This is a genomic window from Klebsiella sp. MPUS7 (assembly GCF_009905335.1).
Classification (GTDB): domain Bacteria; phylum Pseudomonadota; class Gammaproteobacteria; order Enterobacterales; family Enterobacteriaceae; genus Klebsiella; species Klebsiella grimontii.
In genome coordinates this window covers 2401728-2420293 of record NZ_CP047604.1, presented here as the reverse complement: position 1 = coordinate 2420293, position 18566 = coordinate 2401728, and the positions used below count along the sequence as shown (strand labels likewise).

General features: G+C 56.9%; 21 protein-coding genes. 12 read left to right on the top strand and 9 right to left on the bottom strand.

Annotated features, from left to right (window positions below; translation table 11 throughout):
* Positions 1-8: 8 nt before the first annotated feature.
* On the top strand, positions 9-1634 hold the full coding sequence (locus GUC22_RS11340) for an alpha-amylase family protein (protein WP_049088703.1): 1626 nt from the start codon (positions 9-11) through the stop codon (positions 1632-1634).
* Here the strand turns inward: GUC22_RS11340 and GUC22_RS11335 are convergent.
* From GUC22_RS11335 to GUC22_RS11320, 4 genes are read right to left on the bottom strand one after another with little or no spacing between them, the layout of a single operon-like run.
* Positions 1631-2620, bottom strand: coding sequence for an SDR family oxidoreductase (locus GUC22_RS11335; protein ID WP_024357959.1), 990 nt, complete (start codon positions 2618-2620; stop codon positions 1631-1633). The genes GUC22_RS11340 and GUC22_RS11335 overlap by 4 nt on opposite strands.
* Positions 2621-2644: 24 nt before the next feature.
* Positions 2645-3163 (bottom strand): 2-oxo-tetronate isomerase, encoded by a 519-nt coding sequence (locus GUC22_RS11330; protein WP_004136749.1) that lies wholly within the window; start codon positions 3161-3163, stop codon positions 2645-2647.
* Between the two features lie 12 nt (positions 3164-3175).
* On the bottom strand, positions 3176-3622 hold the full coding sequence (locus GUC22_RS11325) for a DUF421 domain-containing protein (protein WP_004136748.1): 447 nt from the start codon (positions 3620-3622) through the stop codon (positions 3176-3178).
* Positions 3623-3631: 9 nt separating this feature from the next.
* Positions 3632-4135, bottom strand: coding sequence for a hypothetical protein (locus GUC22_RS11320; RefSeq protein ID WP_160183520.1), 504 nt, complete (start codon positions 4133-4135; stop codon positions 3632-3634).
* Positions 4136-4460: 325 nt separating this feature from the next.
* Between GUC22_RS11320 and GUC22_RS11315 the strand changes: the two genes are divergently transcribed.
* On the top strand, positions 4461-4610 hold the full coding sequence (locus GUC22_RS11315; protein WP_223226848.1) for a carbohydrate porin: 150 nt from the start codon (positions 4461-4463) through the stop codon (positions 4608-4610).
* 182 nt (positions 4611-4792) lie between these two features.
* Positions 4793-6403, top strand: coding sequence for an FAD-NAD(P)-binding protein (locus GUC22_RS11310; RefSeq protein ID WP_064342806.1), 1611 nt, complete (start codon positions 4793-4795; stop codon positions 6401-6403).
* A gap of 27 nt (positions 6404-6430) precedes the next feature.
* On the opposite strand, the gene GUC22_RS27270 is transcribed toward GUC22_RS11310, so the two are convergent.
* Positions 6431-6580, bottom strand: a complete 150-nt coding sequence (locus GUC22_RS27270; RefSeq protein ID WP_165775015.1) for a hypothetical protein — start codon at positions 6578-6580, stop codon at positions 6431-6433.
* 21 nt (positions 6581-6601) lie between these two features.
* On the bottom strand, positions 6602-6994 hold the full coding sequence (locus tag GUC22_RS11305) for a YdeI family stress tolerance OB fold protein (RefSeq protein WP_004136740.1): 393 nt from the start codon (positions 6992-6994) through the stop codon (positions 6602-6604).
* Positions 6995-7367: 373 nt separating this feature from the next.
* Between GUC22_RS11305 and GUC22_RS11300 the strand changes: the two genes are divergently transcribed.
* Positions 7368-8252, top strand: coding sequence for an SDR family oxidoreductase (locus tag GUC22_RS11300; RefSeq protein ID WP_160183519.1), 885 nt, complete (start codon positions 7368-7370; stop codon positions 8250-8252).
* A gap of 18 nt (positions 8253-8270) precedes the next feature.
* Here GUC22_RS11300 and GUC22_RS11295 read toward each other — a convergent pair whose 3' ends face one another.
* Together GUC22_RS11295 and GUC22_RS11290 are read right to left on the bottom strand one after the other, a co-directional pair.
* Positions 8271-9077 carry an MBL fold metallo-hydrolase gene (locus GUC22_RS11295; RefSeq protein WP_024357955.1) on the bottom strand — a complete coding sequence of 269 codons (807 nt, stop codon included), beginning with the start codon at positions 9075-9077 and terminating at the stop codon, positions 8271-8273.
* Between the two features lie 88 nt (positions 9078-9165).
* Positions 9166-9801 (bottom strand): carbonic anhydrase, encoded by a 636-nt coding sequence (locus GUC22_RS11290; RefSeq protein WP_004136733.1) that lies wholly within the window; start codon positions 9799-9801, stop codon positions 9166-9168.
* A 225-nt stretch (positions 9802-10026) separates the two neighbouring features.
* Between GUC22_RS11290 and GUC22_RS11285 the strand changes: the two genes are divergently transcribed.
* Positions 10027-10656: a LysE family translocator gene (locus GUC22_RS11285; protein ID WP_049131263.1), complete on the top strand. Its 630-nt coding sequence runs from the start codon at positions 10027-10029 to the stop codon at positions 10654-10656.
* Positions 10657-10665: 9 nt separating this feature from the next.
* Here GUC22_RS11285 and GUC22_RS11280 read toward each other — a convergent pair whose 3' ends face one another.
* On the bottom strand, positions 10666-11436 hold the full coding sequence (locus tag GUC22_RS11280) for a DeoR/GlpR family DNA-binding transcription regulator (RefSeq protein ID WP_004136729.1): 771 nt from the start codon (positions 11434-11436) through the stop codon (positions 10666-10668).
* A gap of 93 nt (positions 11437-11529) precedes the next feature.
* Between GUC22_RS11280 and GUC22_RS11275 the strand changes: the two genes are divergently transcribed.
* The 7 genes from GUC22_RS11275 to GUC22_RS11245 all read left to right on the top strand — a co-directional run bounded on the left by GUC22_RS11275 (position 11530) and on the right by GUC22_RS11245 (position 18551).
* Positions 11530-11913 carry a VOC family protein gene (locus GUC22_RS11275; RefSeq protein WP_004136727.1) on the top strand — a complete coding sequence of 128 codons (384 nt, stop codon included), beginning with the start codon at positions 11530-11532 and terminating at the stop codon, positions 11911-11913.
* Between the two features lie 30 nt (positions 11914-11943).
* Entirely contained in the window at positions 11944-12582 is a 639-nt protein-coding gene (locus GUC22_RS11270; protein WP_024357953.1) for a CatA-like O-acetyltransferase, family 1, read from the top strand.
* A gap of 308 nt (positions 12583-12890) precedes the next feature.
* On the top strand, positions 12891-14114 hold the full coding sequence (locus GUC22_RS11265) for an SfnB family sulfur acquisition oxidoreductase (RefSeq protein ID WP_098140769.1): 1224 nt from the start codon (positions 12891-12893) through the stop codon (positions 14112-14114).
* Position 14115: 1 nt separating this feature from the next.
* Entirely contained in the window at positions 14116-14790 is a 675-nt protein-coding gene (locus GUC22_RS11260) for a methionine ABC transporter permease (RefSeq protein WP_004136721.1), read from the top strand.
* 22 nt (positions 14791-14812) lie between these two features.
* On the top strand, positions 14813-15589 hold the full coding sequence (locus GUC22_RS11255) for a MetQ/NlpA family ABC transporter substrate-binding protein (protein WP_004136719.1): 777 nt from the start codon (positions 14813-14815) through the stop codon (positions 15587-15589).
* Positions 15590-15651: 62 nt separating this feature from the next.
* Positions 15652-16698, top strand: coding sequence for a methionine ABC transporter ATP-binding protein (locus GUC22_RS11250; RefSeq protein WP_024357951.1), 1047 nt, complete (start codon positions 15652-15654; stop codon positions 16696-16698).
* Between the two features lie 149 nt (positions 16699-16847).
* Complete coding sequence (locus tag GUC22_RS11245; RefSeq protein ID WP_064411041.1) at positions 16848-18551, top strand: ABC transporter substrate-binding protein; 1704 nt, start codon at positions 16848-16850, stop codon at positions 18549-18551.
* Positions 18552-18566 lie beyond the last annotated feature (15 nt).

Sequence of the window (18566 nt, the reverse complement as noted above, 5' to 3'; positions counted from 1 at the left end):
GGTACGCTATGGCTGACTGGCATACACGGGCCATTATCTATCAGATTGATTCCGCCCTCTTTTATGATTTCAACGGCGATGGCTGCGGCGACATCGCCGGGATTACGGCCAAGCTGCGCTATATTCGCCGAATGGGCGCGACGGTAATCTGGATAACCCCCTTCTACCTGACGCCATTTCTGGACGAAGGTTACGATGTCAGCGACCACCTGCAGGTCGATCCGCGATTTGGTCAACTGGCGGATATCATCGCCTTTATCGAGCAGGCCCGCGAATTAGGGATGCAGGTCATTATTGAACTGCTGATTCAGCACACCTCCGACGCTCATCCGTGGTTTCAACGGGCGCGCCGCAGCCGCAGCTCGCCGTTTCGCGACTATTATCTATGGGCGGATAGCGATGATGACGATACGCCGCCGATGTTTCCCGGCGTCGAGGAGAGCATCTGGACGTGGGATGAAGAAGCCGGGCAATATTTTCGCCATATGTTTTATCGTCACGAACCCGATCTCAACCTGGCCTCGCCTGCCGTTATTAAAGAGGTCGAAAATATCATTATCTTTTGGCTGAAGCTGGGGGTTTCCGGCTTTCGTCTGGATGCCGCTGCGCATCTCACAAAGCAGGCCGGACGCGGCGAGGAGAAACGGGGGCTGTGGATCCTGGAACATCTGCGCCGGCTTGTCGAGCGGCATAACCCGCAGGCCATTCTGCTGGGCGAAGTTGACGTTGACGTCGAGCAGTACCGCGACTATTTCGGTGATAATAACCGGCTTAACATGGTGCTTAACTTCTGGTTGAACAAATACTTTTACGTCAGTCTCGCCAGCCAGAACGCGCGCCCGCTGATTAACGCAATAAAGAAAACCATCGTCCCTCCCGACGCCTGCTGCTTCGCTAACTGGTTGCGTAATCATGATGAGCTGGATCTGGAGGGTATCGGCAACAAGAACAAGCAGACCGTGCTGGAGGCCTTCGCGCCGGATGAAAAGATGAACGTTTATCAGCGCGGCATTCGCCGTCGGCTCGCGCCAATGCTAAACGGCAATCGGCAGCGGCTGGCGTTCTGTCACGCCGTGCTGTTTTCGCTGCCCGGCGTACCGATTATGCGTTATGGCGATGAAATCGGCATGGGTGACGATCTGGCGCTCGAAGAGCGGTACGCGGTACGTACGCCGATGCAGTGGGCCGGTTCAGCCGGCGGCGGCTTCTCCGCAGCCGACCCCGATACCTTTGTTGCCCCCATGATTGACCGGGGGCCGTTTCGCTATCAGAAAGTCAACGTGGCTGATTCACTGCTGCACCGCCATTCCCTCCTGCATCGCATAATGGATATCGCCAATACGCGTTCCGAGTTCCCGGAAATCGCCGTTGCCCCTTTTCGTATCATTAGCACCGATCGGCAGGCGATTCTGGCGATTTGCTACGATAACCATGAGCGTAGCGTCATCACCTTTCTTAATTTCAGTGAAAAAGCGCTGCGCTTTACCGCGAAAGGGATCGACGAGGCGGTCTGGACGCCCTGCCTGGCCGACAAAACCTACGCTGACGCGCTTATCCCCGGTAAGCGCGTTGAGCTGGAGATTAGCGCGTATGGTTACCGCTGGTTCTGGACCAATAGCAGCGCGCTGCGTTAGCGGTGTTTGCGCGAGGTCAACCATCTTGCCAGGAGCAATCCGGCCACCGCCGCGCCGCCCAGCAGCGTTTTTCCCGGCACGCCGGAGGTAATGGCGGTGGCGCGATATTTCGCCTCGGAGGAGAAACGCCCGTGGGTTTTATGTAATCCCCTGACCGGTTGTTCGAGGTAGTCCTGACGGTCATCAGCGTTCAAATGGCGTGTCATTTGCCCTTCCCATGCTTTTTTGACCATCAGCCGGTCAAGCAAGCCGGGGAAAAGAAATTGCCCCACAATGGACTGGATCGTGCTGCTCCCCACCCAAAGTTCACGTACGGGCCTGCGCGCGACGTTGAAAATAGCCTGCGCGGCCACTTCCGGCTGAAATACCGGCGGCACCGGGCGCATCGCCCAGGCGAACTTATTGCGCGCCCACTCAAACTGCGGCGTATTCAGCCCCGGCATCTGCACCATGGCAATGCTCACGCCGCTATTTTCATGCATTAGTTCAGTGCGAACCGCATCGGTAAAGCCGCGAATCGCAGCCTTCGCCCCGCAGTAGGCGGATTGTAGCGGAATTGAGCGATAGGCCAGCGCGGAGCCGACCTGGATAATCACCCCGCGATCGCGGGGCGTCATGAGCTCCAGCGCGGCGCGAGTCCCGTTGACGTAGCCCAGATAGGTGACCTCCGTGACCCGCAAAAATTCGTCGTGCGTCATCGCCCGGAAAGGCGCCAGCACCGCGCACATCGCGTTATTGACCCACACGTCGATCGCCCCGAGCCGATTTTCAATTTCGCCGGCGGCCGCCAGCAGCGCATCGGCATGAGCCACATCGGCCTCGACGGTATGAACCCGAACGCCATAGCGAAGGAGCTCCCGTTTCGTCGCTTCCAGGCTGTGATCATCGCGGGCAATAATGCCGACGTCATAGCCTGCCTGCGCAAAGCGCAGGGCCGTTGCTTTGCCGACTCCCGCAGTACCGCCAGTGATCGCCATGACTGCCATACAAACCTCCGCAATAAGGGTGTGTTATGCGCTCTGCCAGCCGGGCAGCTTTTCCATCAGCATCGCCAGCGAATAGCGCACGGCTTTTTCCACCACGTCCTGGCACTCGCCGGAAAACAGCGTCTTATGCGCGTCGATTTCGCCGCGAAAGTTCCATGCGAACCACACGGTGCCCGCAGGCGTCCCGTCATCGCCGCCGTCAGGTCCCGCGTATCCGCTAATAGCAATGCTGATATCCGCCCCGGAACGCGCCAGCGCTCCCGTCGACATCTCTTCAACGGTCTGACGGCTGACGGCGCTATATTTTTCCAGCGTCGATGCGTTGACGCCGAGAAGTTTTTGCTTCGCCCGATCGCTAAAGGTGATTAAGCCAATATCGTAAAATGCGGCCGTATCCGCTTCCGCGCACAGCGCTGCCGCCAGGCTACCGCCGGTGCAAGACTCCGCGGTGGTTAAGCGTAAACGACGGTCAATCAGCGCGCTGGCGACCTGTTTGGTCAGCTCGCCGGTGGTTTTCGCCTGGTTATAAGGGTTATTTGACATAAAAAGACCTTTTTAACTCTCAGCAGGAATAATAGAAATGTGGCCATTCCGTTCCAGTATGGCATATTTGATTTTACTTAATTCCGTAATCCCCTGATTCTGCCGGGCGGCGACCAAAATATCATCGCAGGAGACGTCCACTTTTTTCAGCTTATCGATTAACGGAACGCCATTTTCGACCAATATAACCGGGCAACCATCGAGCGCTGATTCCGCGCCCGCCGTATATTTTTTCATTAATCCGAAAAGCATATCCACCACGACCAGCGTCATTATCGTCAGCATCGCACCGGTCACCGAAAAATCGTTTCCCAGCAGCGCCTGCTGGGTGGCCTCGCTGATAATAAGCAACAGAATCAGGTCAAAGCTGGTCATTTGTAATAGCGCCCGGCGGCCGGCGATTTTAAATACCACCAGCAAAATTAAATAAATCGCTAACGCTCGCAAGACCATCTCCATCGCGTCCTCCTAAGGGTAAATAAATTGCCAGAAGCGGATTTCGGGTTCGCCGTTTAGCTGTAAAGAGTGGTTCGATTTTCCCGGACTGATCGGCGTAACGTAAAGCCATATAGAAAAATTATTCATGCTTTTCAAATCATTATACACCAAAAACAGCCGATCGTTCTGGCTGTACATCCGATCCGACCGGGGCCAGATGCTGCCTGGTTCAAAGGAAGAGGTAAAATCACCGCCGAGGCTAAAAATATATTTATCGGCGACGCGGGGCCGGGCGGTAATTTTTAGCCTGAACTCGGTTTGTAAACGGCCAAAGCGCTCATAGGTCACCGTTAAATTACCCGGCGCGTTTGTTTTTTCAGCCGTACTGAAATAGCCACCTGAAAAAATCCCCAACAGTGCCGCCAGAATTATCCCTAATAATATCCCGAGGCCATATTTGCGGGCAGCACATTCAAAATTAAGAAAAAATTCACTCTCTTTTATCCCGGGCAACCTCTCTTTTTCACTCGCCATTCTTCACCTCGCCGTTGCGCTTATTATCGGGGCGCCAGTTTAAGGAATAGCAAGCCCGATTAATATGTCAAGTTCGTCACGGTAAACCCGGATTAATAGCAAATGGTACAGCCCGCTTGTTATTCATGGTTCGTCACTTGGCCGCCATGGTTGCAACCGGAGGGGGTATATATCAGGTGAATACAAAACCCGGTGGTGCCATCCGGTTTCACTGGGACGAGCAACCCTCTGAATCCTGGCGGGAAAAATCCCCATTCGCTATGTGTTATCAACATTATCCAGCCCATTAAGTCGATAAGATTGCTGCAGAACGTGACGGACTTCTTTGAGCGCCCGGAAATCCGCTTTTTTTGCCACCTGGATGCGCTGGGACCACGCGCTGGATAACTACTGCGCAACGGACACCTTCGGCAGCGCCGGATACCACAGCGCGGGTACGCTATTCTTCGGCGCCCAGCTCGAAACCTGGTTCTGAAAACCGCGCCTCGTCGGCTAATGACAAGGAAGAGACGCGCCAGCGATTGGCCCTCTTCCTTATTTTGAACCACAATTATCCTGCCAGATTTCCGTTACCCGGAAATGATCTATCGTGGAGCTTTTCAACTGGCGGAAGGCCACCGACAACAAATGTGATAACAACAACGGCGGGTCAGTGATATGAAGAAAATTGCCATTATCGGCGCCGGTCCAACCGGGATTTATACCCTGTTTTCACTCCTTAAACGCGGTGAACCGCTGGACGTGTCCATTTACGAACAGGCTGAGGAAGCGGGCGTGGGCATGCCCTATAGCGATGAAGAAAACTCGCGTATGATGCTGGCCAATATCGCCAGTATTGAAATCCCGCCTCTGCAGAGCACCTATCTCGACTGGCTGAAGGCCCAGAGCCGGACGCACCTTGCGCGCTATGGCGTCGATTATGAGGCGTTGCACGATCGCCAGTTTTTGCCGCGCATCCTGCTGGGCGAATACTTTCGCGACCAGTTCCTTGGCCTGGTCGTCGAGGCCAGGGAACAGGGCTTTCACATCCAGGTCAATGAGTCCTGCCGGGTCAGCGACCTGCAGGCGACCACAGAAGGGGTCAGACTGTGGGTCGAGGATGGGCCGGTCGCCGAAGCCTTCGACCTCGCGGTGATTGCCACCGGCCACGTCTGGCCCGATGAAGAAGAGTCGACCCGCACCTGGTTTCCCAGCCCGTGGTCTGGCCTTATGGAAGCCAGCATTCCCCCCTGCCGGGTGGGGATTATGGGCACCTCGCTCAGCGGGATTGACGCCGCGATGGCCGTCGCCGTCCAGCACGGCTGGTTTATCGGGTCCGACGATGACGCCCTCGCCTTCAGGCTGGACGAGGCAAGCGAGGCGCTAAGCATCGTGCTGATGTCGCGCTCCGGCATTCTGCCGGAAGCGGATTTTTACTGCCCCATTCCCTGGGAGCCGCTGAACATCGTCAGCGAAAGCGCGATGGAACACGCCATCGCCGCGGGCAGCGACGGTCTGCTCGATCGCGTCTTTGAGCTGGTAGCACAGGAAATCGCGCTTGCCGACCCCCTATGGAGCGAAAATATCGCCCTTCACAGCCTGAATGCCGACAGCTTTAGCGAGGCGTGGTTCGCAAAGCGCCAGCAGCACAACCCGTTCAACTGGGCGCAGGCAAACCTTGAGGAAGTCGAACGCAACAAACGCGCGCGATACACGGTTCCCTGGCGCTACGCGATCCTGCGGCTGCATGAAGCCGTGCAGGCGATGGTCCCTCATCTTAATGACCATGACCGGGAGCGTTTCAAAAATGGCCTTGCGCGGGTCTTTATCGACTGCTATGCCGCCATTCCTTCAGAGTCTATTCGCCGGCTGCTGGCGCTGCGCGAAGCGGGCGTCATCAGTATTCTCGCCTTAGGGCATGACTATGAGATGGCGGTTGAGGAGGAAAAAACGGTGATTACCAGCGAACAAAATCGCTATACGTTTGATGTGTTTATTGATGCCAGAGGGCAAAAAGCGCTGAAAAATAAAGACCTGCCCTTTCCGCACTTAAGGGAGCAGCTGCTGGCGACCGGCGAAGATATCCCGGAAGTCGGAGACGATTATACGTTACTGGCGCCCTCCGAGGTGCGCGGACGCATCGCCTTTGCCGCCATCCCCTGGCTGATGCACGACCAGCCTTTTGTGCAGGGGATCACCGCCTGCGCGGAAATCGGCGCGGCGATAGCGAAGGCCATATCCGCGCCGGCGAGCCGCTCCCGCCGCCGCTTGTCGCCAATCGATCTTTAACCCGGGCCGCCCTCGCGGGCGGCCGTTCTAGCGCTTTCCGGGCTGCGGGTGCCAGGGATCTTTTTTATGATCTTCGCTGTCATCTCTTTTTCTTGGCACTTCACCCTGTTCGCGCGGGTCCTCTTTCGACGGATGACGGCCCCGCTTATCCGGGTCGGCTGGATTTTTTACGGACATGCATTTCTCCTGGCTACGCGATTATTTCTGGATCCGGTCCACCCGCACCACCGGCGGCGTCATTTTTTTATCGAGGCTGCCGTTGATGCTGATCATCTGATCGGGTTTCACTTCGCGGCCATCAAAAACCGCGGCGGGAATAATCAGCGCAATGGTGTCGGTTTTATCGCGAAAGCTGTAGCGATCGTCGCCGTGCTGCTCGATAAGATTGCCGCGTAATGAGATGGTTGCCCCGTCGTGCATATCCAGCGCCTGGCGCACGGTCATGATCCGGCCATCTTCAGTCCCGCGATAGCCGTCATCAATTTTATGCGGCGGTGGCGGTGCGGCATCTTTTTTAAATCCGCCTTCATCTGCGGCATACACGCCTTGCGCCATCAGCGAACAGAAAATAACAGCCAGTAATTTTTTCATCAGCACTACCTCCAGCGTATTGTTCTTTTGTCTTAATAAGTCTGGTTGCTGCTGTTCATTTTCACAAGCCGGACATGTTATGAATCATCCGAGAAATATTTTTGACGCCTTCTCAAAGCGCGTAAATATAAGCGAGGCGGAGCAATATATCTGCGCTAAATATACCGTCAGGCTTATCATAGAATAATCCTAAAATGGCCAACGCTGCCGTCGCTTCACATTTTAAAAAGTTTCCCGGCAATCAGTAAATTACCGTTCGGAGATGAATAAAAGCGCAACAATTATAAAAGCGAAGCCGTTCAAATATTCCCCGATATTCCACGGCAGGCTGACCAGGCAACTACGCTTACTCTTTTAACACGAGGAGGTCAGTATGAGCGATTACGCTAATAATACCGCGAAGTATCCCCGTCCCCCGTTTGTTGACCAGCCGCAATCGCCGCCGGGTCTTGCCGAAGAGATGAAGCCGCAGCCGGACCACGGCGAACTGAGCTATGTCGGTTCCGGTCGGCTCGCTGGTAAACGCGCCCTGATTACCGGCGGCGATTCAGGGATTGGCCGTGCGGTCGCGATCGCCTTCGCCCGAGAGGGCGCCGATGTGGCGATCAACTATCTGCCGGAAGAGGAATCCGATGCGCAAACCGTGATTGCCCTCATTGAGGCCGAAGGACGTCAGGCCGTCGCGATTCCGGGAGATGTGCGCGACGAGTCCTTCTGCGAAACCCTGGTCGAACAGGCCGCCAGCGAACTCGGCGGGCTGGATATTCTGGTCAATAACGCCGGACGCCAGCAATATTGCGAATCGCTGGAAGAATTAACCACCGCCGACTTTGAGGCCACCTTCAAAACCAACGTTTATGCGGCCTTCTGGATCACTAAAGCCGCCCTGCGTCACCTTAAAGAACACAGCGCGATCATTAATACTTCATCAGTCCAGGCCTTTAAGCCAAGCCCCATCCTGCTGGACTATGCGCAAACCAAAGCGTGCCTGGTGGCGTTCACCAAGTCGCTGGCCAAACAGCTGGGGCCGAAGGGCATTCGGGTCAACGCCGTCGCCCCCGGCCCCTACTGGACAGTGCTGCAGTCAAGCGGCGGCCAGCCGGATGAGAAAGTTCGTCAGTTCGGCGCCGATACGCCGCTGGGCCGCCCCGGCCAACCGGTAGAGATTGCGCCGCTGTACGTAACCCTGGCTTCCGACGCCTGCTCCTTCACCTCCGGCCAGGTGTGGTGCTCCGACGGCGGTGACGGCGTGGTATAAGCCGCAGGCGGCGCGCCCTCAGCGGTGCGCCGTCGTATTCAGGCAGGCGAGATATTTCTGCGCTGAATCTAAAACGATCTGCCGGGCATTTTTCGTGACGTTCTGCCCCTCGAAGGCGCCGTACAGCGCCTCAAAGGGCGTATCGCCCAGACGCTCAACGATCTTCTCAACGCTGGCTGCCGCCAGCGGCAGCAAATTGGGATAGCTCCACATAAACGAAACGGCGTGCGCCCCCGGCGTCACCTGGATAATATCGCCCGCCAGCATGATGCCGTCATCTTTTGCCCAGTGCAGAACGGTCCCACCGGCGAAATGCCCGCCCAGCCGCAGCAGCCGCACCGCAGGGAGGATCTCCAGCGCATCCCCTTCCCACAGCGTGATTGCCGGGCTATCGCGCATAATCCATTCGCGATCGCTGGCATGAAGGTAGATTCGCGCATCGAAGGCTTCCGCCCACGTCTGCATCGTGGTGTAGTAATGAGGATGAGAAATGGCGATCGCTTTTATCCCGCCCAGCGCGGCTATCAGCGTTTTTGTCGCCGCGTCCAGATTGGCGATGCAGTCCCACAGAATATTCCCCTGCGGGGTGAGCAGCAGAAACGCGCGCTGGTCGATGGCAAATTTCGGTACCGTCTTGATGCTCAACAGCTCGCCGCAATGCTGCTGCCACTTATTCACATGGGTGCGAACCAGAGTCTCTAATTCAATCCATGCCTGGCCGCTGGCCGGGACGTACTGACGTTCATCCTCACAGATACGGCACCGGCTCAGGGTGTTGTCGCCGTCGTCGTAAGAAGTGCCGCAGGTCGCGCACAGCTTGATCATGACTTCCCCTTAAAAAAAACAGACTACGCAGGAGTAATGAGTATGGCAGATAAGGCGGGAACGAGGGCTTCCGTGCCCTGCGGGAGGTTTATTCGAAATAGACGTCAGGGTTTTCCGACAGCGACACGAAGGTTTTGCTGTTTTTATCCAGCGCGCGAATATCGCCGCTTTCAATATCGTAGAACCAGCCGTGCAGACGCAGCGTGCTATCGCGCAGGCCGACGGCAACCGACGGGTGGGTTTTGATATTGTTCAACTGGGCGATGACGTTTTCCTGCACCATTGCGTTGACTTTATCGGTCTCGTTGGCCCAGGTTTTCTTCTCCACGACCGCTTTCGCCGCGTCGGAGTAGCGCAGCCAGTGGGAGACGGCAGGCATCGGGTCCAGGCACTGGCAGGTGGCGATGGCTTTCATCGCGCCGCAGTTGGAGTGGCCGCAAATGACGATATCGGTCACGCCCAGGGCAACGACGGCGTACTCGATAGTTGCGGAAACCCCGCCCGGCTCAGGACCGAAAGAGGGCACGATATTCCCGGCGTTACGGATCACAAACAGTTGCCCCGGTTCCTGCTGGGTCACCAGCTCCGGCACCAGGCGGCTATCTGAACAAGAGATAAACAGCGCTTTAGGATTTTGGCTGGAGGCCAGGCTGCGGAAGAGCTCTTTACGTTGCGGGAAGATCTCTTTCTGGAAGTTGAGGAAGCCCTCAATGATATGTTGCATAGCAGTGTCTCTTTTCTCTGTTTTAATGACGATATGACAAAGATCACATTTAGTCAGTTTATCACCGACGCGCGAAATGGGAATCGTTATTCGAACGGGCGATTAAACGTCCCCCCGTAAAGTTGGGTGACAGCGGGGTAAAGATTGTTTATTTTTTGAGAGCGAAATCCATCATGAGCCGGAGCCAGATACGACTTTAGCGCTCAACGTCAACCAGGAGCGTTTATGTTCTTATCCAGCCTGATGGCCCTTGCCGCCGTCCTCATTATGGGCGTGATTAGCCCCGGTCCGAGCTTTATTTACGTTGCCCGCAACGCCGTTGCGCGCTCAAGAACGCACGGTCTGGTCACCGCGCTGGGCACCGGCGCGGGCGCCGCCATCTTTTCGATTATGGCCATGTTGGGGTTACAAAAAGTTCTGACGGCGGTGCCGGAAATGTTTATTGGCCTGAAGGTCGCGGGCGGCCTCTATCTGCTATGGCTGGGGTATAAAATCTACCGCGGCGCGGCGCAGTCGATGGATTTTGCGGCAGGCGGCATGGCGGCGGAACATTCGCTGCTGAAGACCTTCCGCGATGGTCTGTATACCCAGCTCAGCAACCCAAAAACGGCGCTGGTGTTCGCCTCTATTTTTACCGCCCTGCTGCCGGAACGCATCCCGCTGGCCTTTTACTATATCGTGCCGCTGATGAGCTTTGTGATCGACGTCAGCTGGTATTCGCTGGTGGCCCTGGTGCTCTCTTCCGCCAGGCCGCGCGGCGTCTACCTGCGCATGAAGCGTAAGATCGATATCGTCACCGCCACGGTGCTGGGCGCCCTCGGCCTGCGCCTGATTGCCACGTCGCTGTCGAAGTAAGCCTCCGCGCTAAACGGTATAAATACGGATATCGTGTTCGCTGAACGCGTCGCGATATTCGCGACTGATGTTCTCCTCGACCACCAGCACGTCAATGGCGCTGCTTTCGACCACCACAAAGCGCGCCACCGCCGGGATCTTATCGGAGGTGAGGCCGACGATGATTTCGCTGCACTGCTTTATCACCGCTTTTTTAAATTCGCAATCGGCGTAGTCGAAGCCCGTCAGGCCGGACTCGGGCGCCATAGCGCAGCCGCCGATAAAGCCCTGATCGAACAGCATGCCCTGAATCTGCGCCACGGCAGAGGCGCCCACGCAGCCGCCGCTGGCCCGCTGGATCTGACCGCCAAGCATCACCACATCGTACAGCGGTTTCTTGAGCAGGACGGCAGCGATCTCGGGAGAATTGGTGACCACCGTTAGCGCCAGCTCCGCCGGCAGCGCTTCCGCCATCGCCAGGTTGGTGGTGCCGGTATCGATAAAAATGCAGCCGCCGGGTTTCACCAGCTTTGCGCACTTCTGCGCGATTCTGCTTTTTGTCGCCGTATTTTTCTCTTTGCGCTCGCTATAATCACCCGCCTCCGGCAGGGTCATCACCGCGCCGCCGTAAACCTTTTTACAGTACCCTTCCCGGCTAAGCTCATGTAAATCACGGCGAATAGTATGCTCGGAGACGTTAAGGCGGTCGGCAAGCTCGGCGCAAACCACTCTGCCGTTCTCCTGCAGGATCTGGCAAATAAGCGCTTGTCGTTGTTTGGGGAAAGCAGCATAATCGAGCACAAATAACTCCTGATTAAATCTTCATCGAGCAACAAAGCGCATAATCGTGCATTACGGCCCTGACTGTCAACTCACCCTATCAAGAGGTTTGCTATGAAAATTGCCCACATCGCCCTATGGACCCGCCAGCTTGAGCAACAGGCCCGTTTTTGGGTGTCGTTCTTCGACGGCGAGATCAATGAGAAGTACTGCAGCCAAACCAACCCCGGTTTTGAGTCCTTTTTTGTCAAGATTGGCGACAACATTGCTATCGAGCTGATGACCAAGCCGGGACTGGTCGCACTGACGGCGGATAATAACCATACCGGCTGGGTGCATCTGGCGATAAGCGTTGGCGGCGCGGAAAATGTCGACAGGCTGGCGAAACGCGCCGACGCCCAGGGAATACTGGTTTCCCCGCCGCGAACCACCGGTGACGGCTACTACGAAGCGGTGATCAAAGACCCCGATGGCAACCTGATCGAAATCGTCGCATAGTGAAGGAAAGTCAGCCAACAGGAGAGGCCCGTGGCCAACTATCGCATAATCGACAAACAACGCTGGCCGCGAAAAGATCATTTTGATTTTTATCGCGGTTTTGCCAACCCCAGCTTTAATCTCTGCGTTCCCGTCGAGGCGCAGCGGCTATACGAATGCGCGAAAGATCGCGGCGTCTCTTTTTTCCAGCTGGCGCTCTACGGGCTGGTGCGCGCGGCAAACGACGTGCCGCAGCTTAAACAGCGGCTGCTGGACGACGAGATTATCGAATATGACCAATTGGCGGTGATGACGCCGGTAATGACCGCGCAGGAAGGTTTTCGCCAGGTCTGGTGCGATAACGCCGCCGATTTTGCCGCCTTTAGCGCTGCCGCTACGCCGAAGATTGACGCGGCGAAACGGACCGCGCCGGCGCCGCTTATCGTCAACGGCGAGAACTTCTTCTGCGCCAGCTGCCTGCCGTGGCTGCATTTCAGCGCCATGACTCACGCCGAGTATTACGTTGGCGCGGCGGTGCCCGCCCTCACCTGGGGCAAGCTGAAAAACGGCATTATACCGGTCGCGGGCAGATTCAATCACGCCTTCGTCGACGGCCTGCACGCCAGTCGTTTTTTCGCCCGCGTCGAAGAGGGGTTTGCCGAACCGGATATCCTCTGGCATTCGCGCTAGACAAACCGGTTACGCCAGCACGGCATCACTTCCTCTTTCATCCACATCCTGCCCCGGTCTTCCGGGGCGATATGCGCTCCCTCTGATTTCCACACTGTTGCAAATCCAACACCCTGGTGAATTCAGGTTGCAATTGCAGCAGTGCATAAGCCCAGAAAAAAATCCATCTCATTGATTATTAATCTTTTAAATCTCAAAAACGTTCTGGCATAGCCTTTGCTTTAGCTGTCATATAACCCACAGGAATTATTAAGTATTTACTTAGCTATTTTTAGCATATGCCGTTTGTTTAACCATGAGAAGTGACTATGCCCGACGATAAACCAATCATTCACTACACCCGCGAGCTTCCAAAGGCGCACGTTATTCGCAGCGATGACGAAGCTATCGCTATCGCCCATGAGATTGCCGCGGTGCTGCAGCCCGACGCTGCACAACGCGATCGCAGCGGCATCGTACCGGCGGAAATTATCGACACCTATTCCAACAGCGGCCTGTGGGGTATCACCGTCCCGCGACAATGGGGCGGAGCCGAGGTATCCGCCGCCACGCTGGCCCAGGTGATAGCGATTATTTCCGCCGCTGACCCGTCGCTGGGGCAAATTCCCCAGAACCATTACTGTCTTCTCGAGGATATCCGCCTCCAGGGAAGCGAAGAGCAGCAGGCATTTTTCTTCGATCAGGTGCTGCAAGGCTATCGCTTTGCCAATGCCCTTTCTGAAACCGGCGGCAAGACGGTACTCGATATCCGCACTCGCCTGGAGGCCAGCGAACGCGGTCTGCGCATTACCGGTCGAAAAGGCTACTGCACCGGTTCGCTCTACGCCCACTGGATCGGCATTCTGGCGCTCGATGCAGAGAATAACGCGCAGCTGGCGTTTGTGCCGCGCGAATCGTCAGGGCTGACGGTCATCGACGACTGGGCCTGCCTCGGCCAGCGCACCACCGCCAGCGGAACGGTCCTGGCGGAGAATCTTGTCGTCGAGCCTTTCCACCTGTTCCCGACGTGGAAATCCTACGCGACGCCAACCCTTGCCGGGCCGTTTGCCCAGCTCACCACCGCCGCTATCGACCTGGGAATTGCCCGCGCGGCGCTTAACGACACGGTGAACTTTGTCAGCCAGTTCGCCCGCCCGTGGATCGATGCCGGCGTGGAGCGGGCCAGCGAAGACCCGCTGACTATCTACCATATTGGCCAGCTTGACAGCCGGCTGGCCGCCGCCGATGCGCTGCTGGAGCGGGCCGGTAAAGTGCTCGATCGCTATAAATACGAACTGAGCGAGGATAACGTTGCTCAGGCGTCTATCGCCGTGGCGCGCGCCAAGGTCTTTACCACCGAAGCGGCGCTGGAAGCCGCCAGCCGCCTGTTTGAGCTTAGCGGCACCCGCTCAACCAGCATCGCCCTCAATCTCGATCGCCACTGGCGCAACGGCCGCGTCCACACCCTGCACGATCCGGTGCGCTGGAAATATCAGCTGCTGGGCAACTGGGTGCTGAACGGCATTCCTCCACAACGCCATGACTGGAACTGAGATGAACGGCGCGCTGGCTTTTTTCGCTGCTATCGACTGGGGCGACGTGGCGCAGGCCAGCCTCGATACCTTGACCATGCTGGGCTGGTCGCTGGGCTTTACCGTGCTGATTGGCCTACCGCTGGGAATTGTGCTCTATCTCAGCGGCCAGCCTCGCCTGCTCCATGCTCCGCGCCTCTATCGCCTGCTGTCGCTGGGGGTCAACGTTCTGCGCTCGCTGCCCTTCATCATTTTATTGATTGTGATGATCCCGGTGACGACGCTGATTACCGGCACCTCGCTGGGCGTTGAAGGCACCATTCCGCCGCTGGTTGTCGGCTGCGCGCCCTTCTTTGCCCGGCTGGTTGAGACCGCGCTGCGCGAGGTGGAGCACGGTCTGGTGGAGGCCAGCTGGTCGATGGGCGGCAACACCTGGCAGCTAATCTGGCACACCCTGCTGCCGGAGTCGCGCGCCGGGCTTATTGCCGCCGTGACCGTGACGGCGATTTTACTGGTCGATTATACCTCCATGGCGGGGGTCATCGGCGGCGGCGGGCTAGGTGACCTGGCCATCCGCTTTGGCTATCAGCGCTTCCAGACGGACGTGATGGTAATAACCGTTCTGCTGCTGATTGCTCTGGTGCAGATAGTACAGATGAGCGGCGATCGTCTGGTGAAGGCGATGAGCCGCAAATAACAATAGCTTCAGGAATAAGACAATGAAAAAAACAACACTCGCAGCCGGGCTCCTGGCCCTCTTCGCTTTATCCGCCAGCGCCAACGAGACGCTGACCGTGGGCGCGACGCCGGTCCCCCATGCCGAAATTCTGGAGTTCGTTAAGCCCGAGCTGGCGAAACAGGGGGTCGATTTGAAAATTAAAGTCTTCAACGACTTTATCCAGCCCAACCAGCAGCTGGCGGAGAAAAATCTGGACGCCAACTACTACCAGTACCGCCCTTTCCTCGATAACTACAACCAGACCCGCCACACCCATCTGCTGCCGGTGGTCGGCGTGCATATTGAACCGTTTGGCGCTTATTCGAGCAAATATAAAACTATCAAAGAGGTACCGGATGGCGCCACCGTTGCCATCCCGAACGATCCGGTGAATACCGGGCGCGCGCTGGTGATGCTCAGCAATGCCGGGTTGATTACCCTGAAAAATCCGCGCGATCCGCAGTCGGCGACCAAAGATATCACCGCCAATCCGCACCGTTTTAAAATTCGCGAGCTGGAAGGCGCGATGCTGGCGCGGGCGGTGAATCAGGTCGATCTGGCATTTATCTTCGCCAACTATGCGCTGGAGGCTGGAATTGATACCGATAAGGCGCTGCTGGTGGAAAAAGGTAGCGATCTTTACGTCGAGTATCTGGTGGCGCGTCCCGACAACATCAACGATCCCGGCATTCAGAAGCTGGCGAAAGCCCTGAACTCAGACCGCGTGCGCAGCTTCATTCTCACCCGCTATAAAGGCAAAATCCTGCCCGGTTTTTAATCGCCGGATGTTCATCGGCAGCCTGCGGGCTGCCGCTTAATTTCGTTAACAGAGCCGCCATCGTGACGCAAAAACCCAACCCCACAACGCATATTCAGTTGAGCCAGATAAGTAAAGCCTACCCCAACGGCGTGCAGGCGCTGCGGGATATTAATCTGCAGATAGCTCAGGGAGAAATCTTCGGCATTATTGGCCGCAGCGGCGCCGGAAAATCAACCCTGCTGCGCCTGTTCAACCGTCTGGAAAACGCCGACAGCGGTGAGATTACCATTCACGGCGAACATACGCGGCACTACTCCCGCAGCCAGCTGCGCGACCTGCGCCGGCGGGTCGCGATGATCTTTCAGCACTTTAATTTAATGGCGACCAAAACGGTGGCGCAGAACGTTGAGCTGCCGCTGAAAATGGCCGGCGTACCGCGCGCGGAAAGGCAGAAACGGGTTGATGAGATCCTGGCGCTGGTCGGCCTCAGCGCCCTGCGCGACAGCTGGCCGGCCAAGCTTTCCGGCGGCCAGAAGCAACGTACCGGTATCGCCCGCGCGCTGGTCACGCAGCCGGAGATCCTGCTGTGCGACGAAGCCACATCGGCCCTCGACCCGGAAAATACCCATGCAGTGCTGAAACTGCTTAAAGAGATCAACCAGCGCCTTGGTTTGACCATCGTGCTGATCACCCATGAGATGGACGTTATTCGCACCCTCTGCGACCGGGTCGCGGTGCTTGAGCACGGAGAAATTATCGAACAGGGCGAAGTGTGGCGAGTATTTGGTCATCCCGGACATGCTGTCACGCGAAGCCTGCTCGGCACGCTCCATCATGACCGCGCGGAAGAACGACTCTCGCTGAGCGAAAACCAGCAGTTGGTCACGCTGCATTTTGACGGCAGCAGCGGGCAGGAACCGGATTTACAGCGCATCGCCGCGCTGCTGGGCGCCGATGCCCGCCTGTTATACGGCAGTTGCGAGCAGATTCAGGGACGGGTGATTGGGCAGCTGCGGATACGCCTGGCGAAGCCGCTGGCAAATCCTCATTTACAGCAGCATGCCGGCTGGGTGGCGGACCGCTTAACCCTTTCCGGCGATACGGCAGCAGAGAATGCTGACGCTTAGCACAAAAATGGCAGATTAATGCCAAATTATGGCTAATGCTAAATTGCTATAAGCCATAGCCTTTCGTTGTTAGACAGGCCGCGGTGCGCCTCTTATCTTTCGTCATGATTTGTAAATACTCTACGCAATCAATTGATGAGGGAGCACTTTTGTCCAGACTACTGCACGGGTTACAAACCAAACAAACGCGGTTCGCGCTTGCTCTGAAGATAGCGTTGCTCGGCGGCGCGGTGGCATTTTCTTCTGTCGCCATCGCCGACGACATTTTAAAAGAAGGGATCACCCCGGCCAGCGATGCCAGCCAGATCCCCGCGGCCGCGAAGCTGCGCAAAGATACCGTCGTGGCCGGCATCTCCGAGCCGCAGGGTATTTTTAACCCCTACTTCTTCGTCAACGGCTGGGATGAGAACGTCACCAACGTCATTTTCTCGCGCCTGATCGACTGGGACAGCCACGGCAAGCTGGTGCCGGGCCTCGCCGAAAGCTGGACGGTCAGTCCGGATAACAAGGTCTACACCATCAAGCTGCGTCCCAATCTGACCTTTAGCGACGGTTCGCCGCTGACCGCCGAGGATGTCGCCTTTACCCTCACCGTGCTGCTGGACCCGAAATACGATGGCGATACCGATATTACGCTCGCCAATATCGCCGGCGGCGCGGACTACAAGGCGGGCAAAGCCGATAGCGTCAGCGGCCTGAAAGTGGTTGACCCCTTAACGCTCCAGGTAACCACCACCCAACCGGGCGCGACGACGCTGGCAAAAATTGGCGGCCCGGTCCTCTCCAAAGCCTATTACGGCAAAGGCTACCAGCGCGGCAATCTCGATTATCTGCGCACCCTGCACGGCAAACCGCTGGGCAACGGTCCTTACGTTTACGACAAATACATCCCCGGCCAGGAGATTCGTTTCCACGCTAACAGCCATTTTTATCGCGGAACCCCGCCGACTCCGCGCTTTATCTATCGCGTGACCAACCCGTCGACCAATTTCCAGCTCTTCCAAACGGGCGAAACCGACTACGACGCCTTTACCTCGCGTCCTGACGATATCGAACAGCTAAAAATGCTCGGCTTTGCCAATATCAACCTCTACGGCTCCAGCGACTACAGCCAGGTGGAATTTAACGTCCGCCGCCCGGCCTTACAGGACGTCAAGGTACGCCAGGCGCTGATTTACGGCCTTGACCGCCAGAAGCTGATCGATGTGGTCTACCAGGGCTACGGTAAAGTGGCGATTGAGCCTATCGCGCCGATCTCCTGGGCTTACAACGCCGACGGGGTTAACCCGTATCACTACGACCCGGCGCAGGCGAAAAAGCTGCTTGACGAAGCCGGCTGGAAACCGGGCGCGGACGGTATCCGCGTTAAAGAGGGCAAACGCCTCGAGTTAACCCTGCTGGTCAGCAAAAAAGTGCTCAACGATGCGCTAATCCCCATCGCCAAAGAGAACTGGCAGCAGATTGGCGTGCTGTTAAAACCGCAGGTGGTCGATTTCAACGCCCTGATGGCGCAGCGTAAATCGGGTAATTACGACCTGGCGTCGTTCAGCACCAGCACCCTTAACGACCCGCACGATGGCGTCTGGGATTTTTACAGCGCGGAAGCGAAAGAGTCCGGCTATAACAACCCGCAGGTTGATAAGCTGATAACCGAAGGCAACTCGGTGCTCGATGTGGAAAAACGTAAGCCTATCTACCACCAGCTGTATCAGGTGCTGGCGCAGGACCCGCCGGTGATCCTTCTCGGCTACCGCGAAATTCTCTCGGCGAGCAGCGCCCGGGTTAGCGGCTTCAAACCGGATATCTACAACGGCCTGACCGGCAGCCTGCCGGATGTCAAAATCGTTAAGTAATCCTGAGCCGCCGGG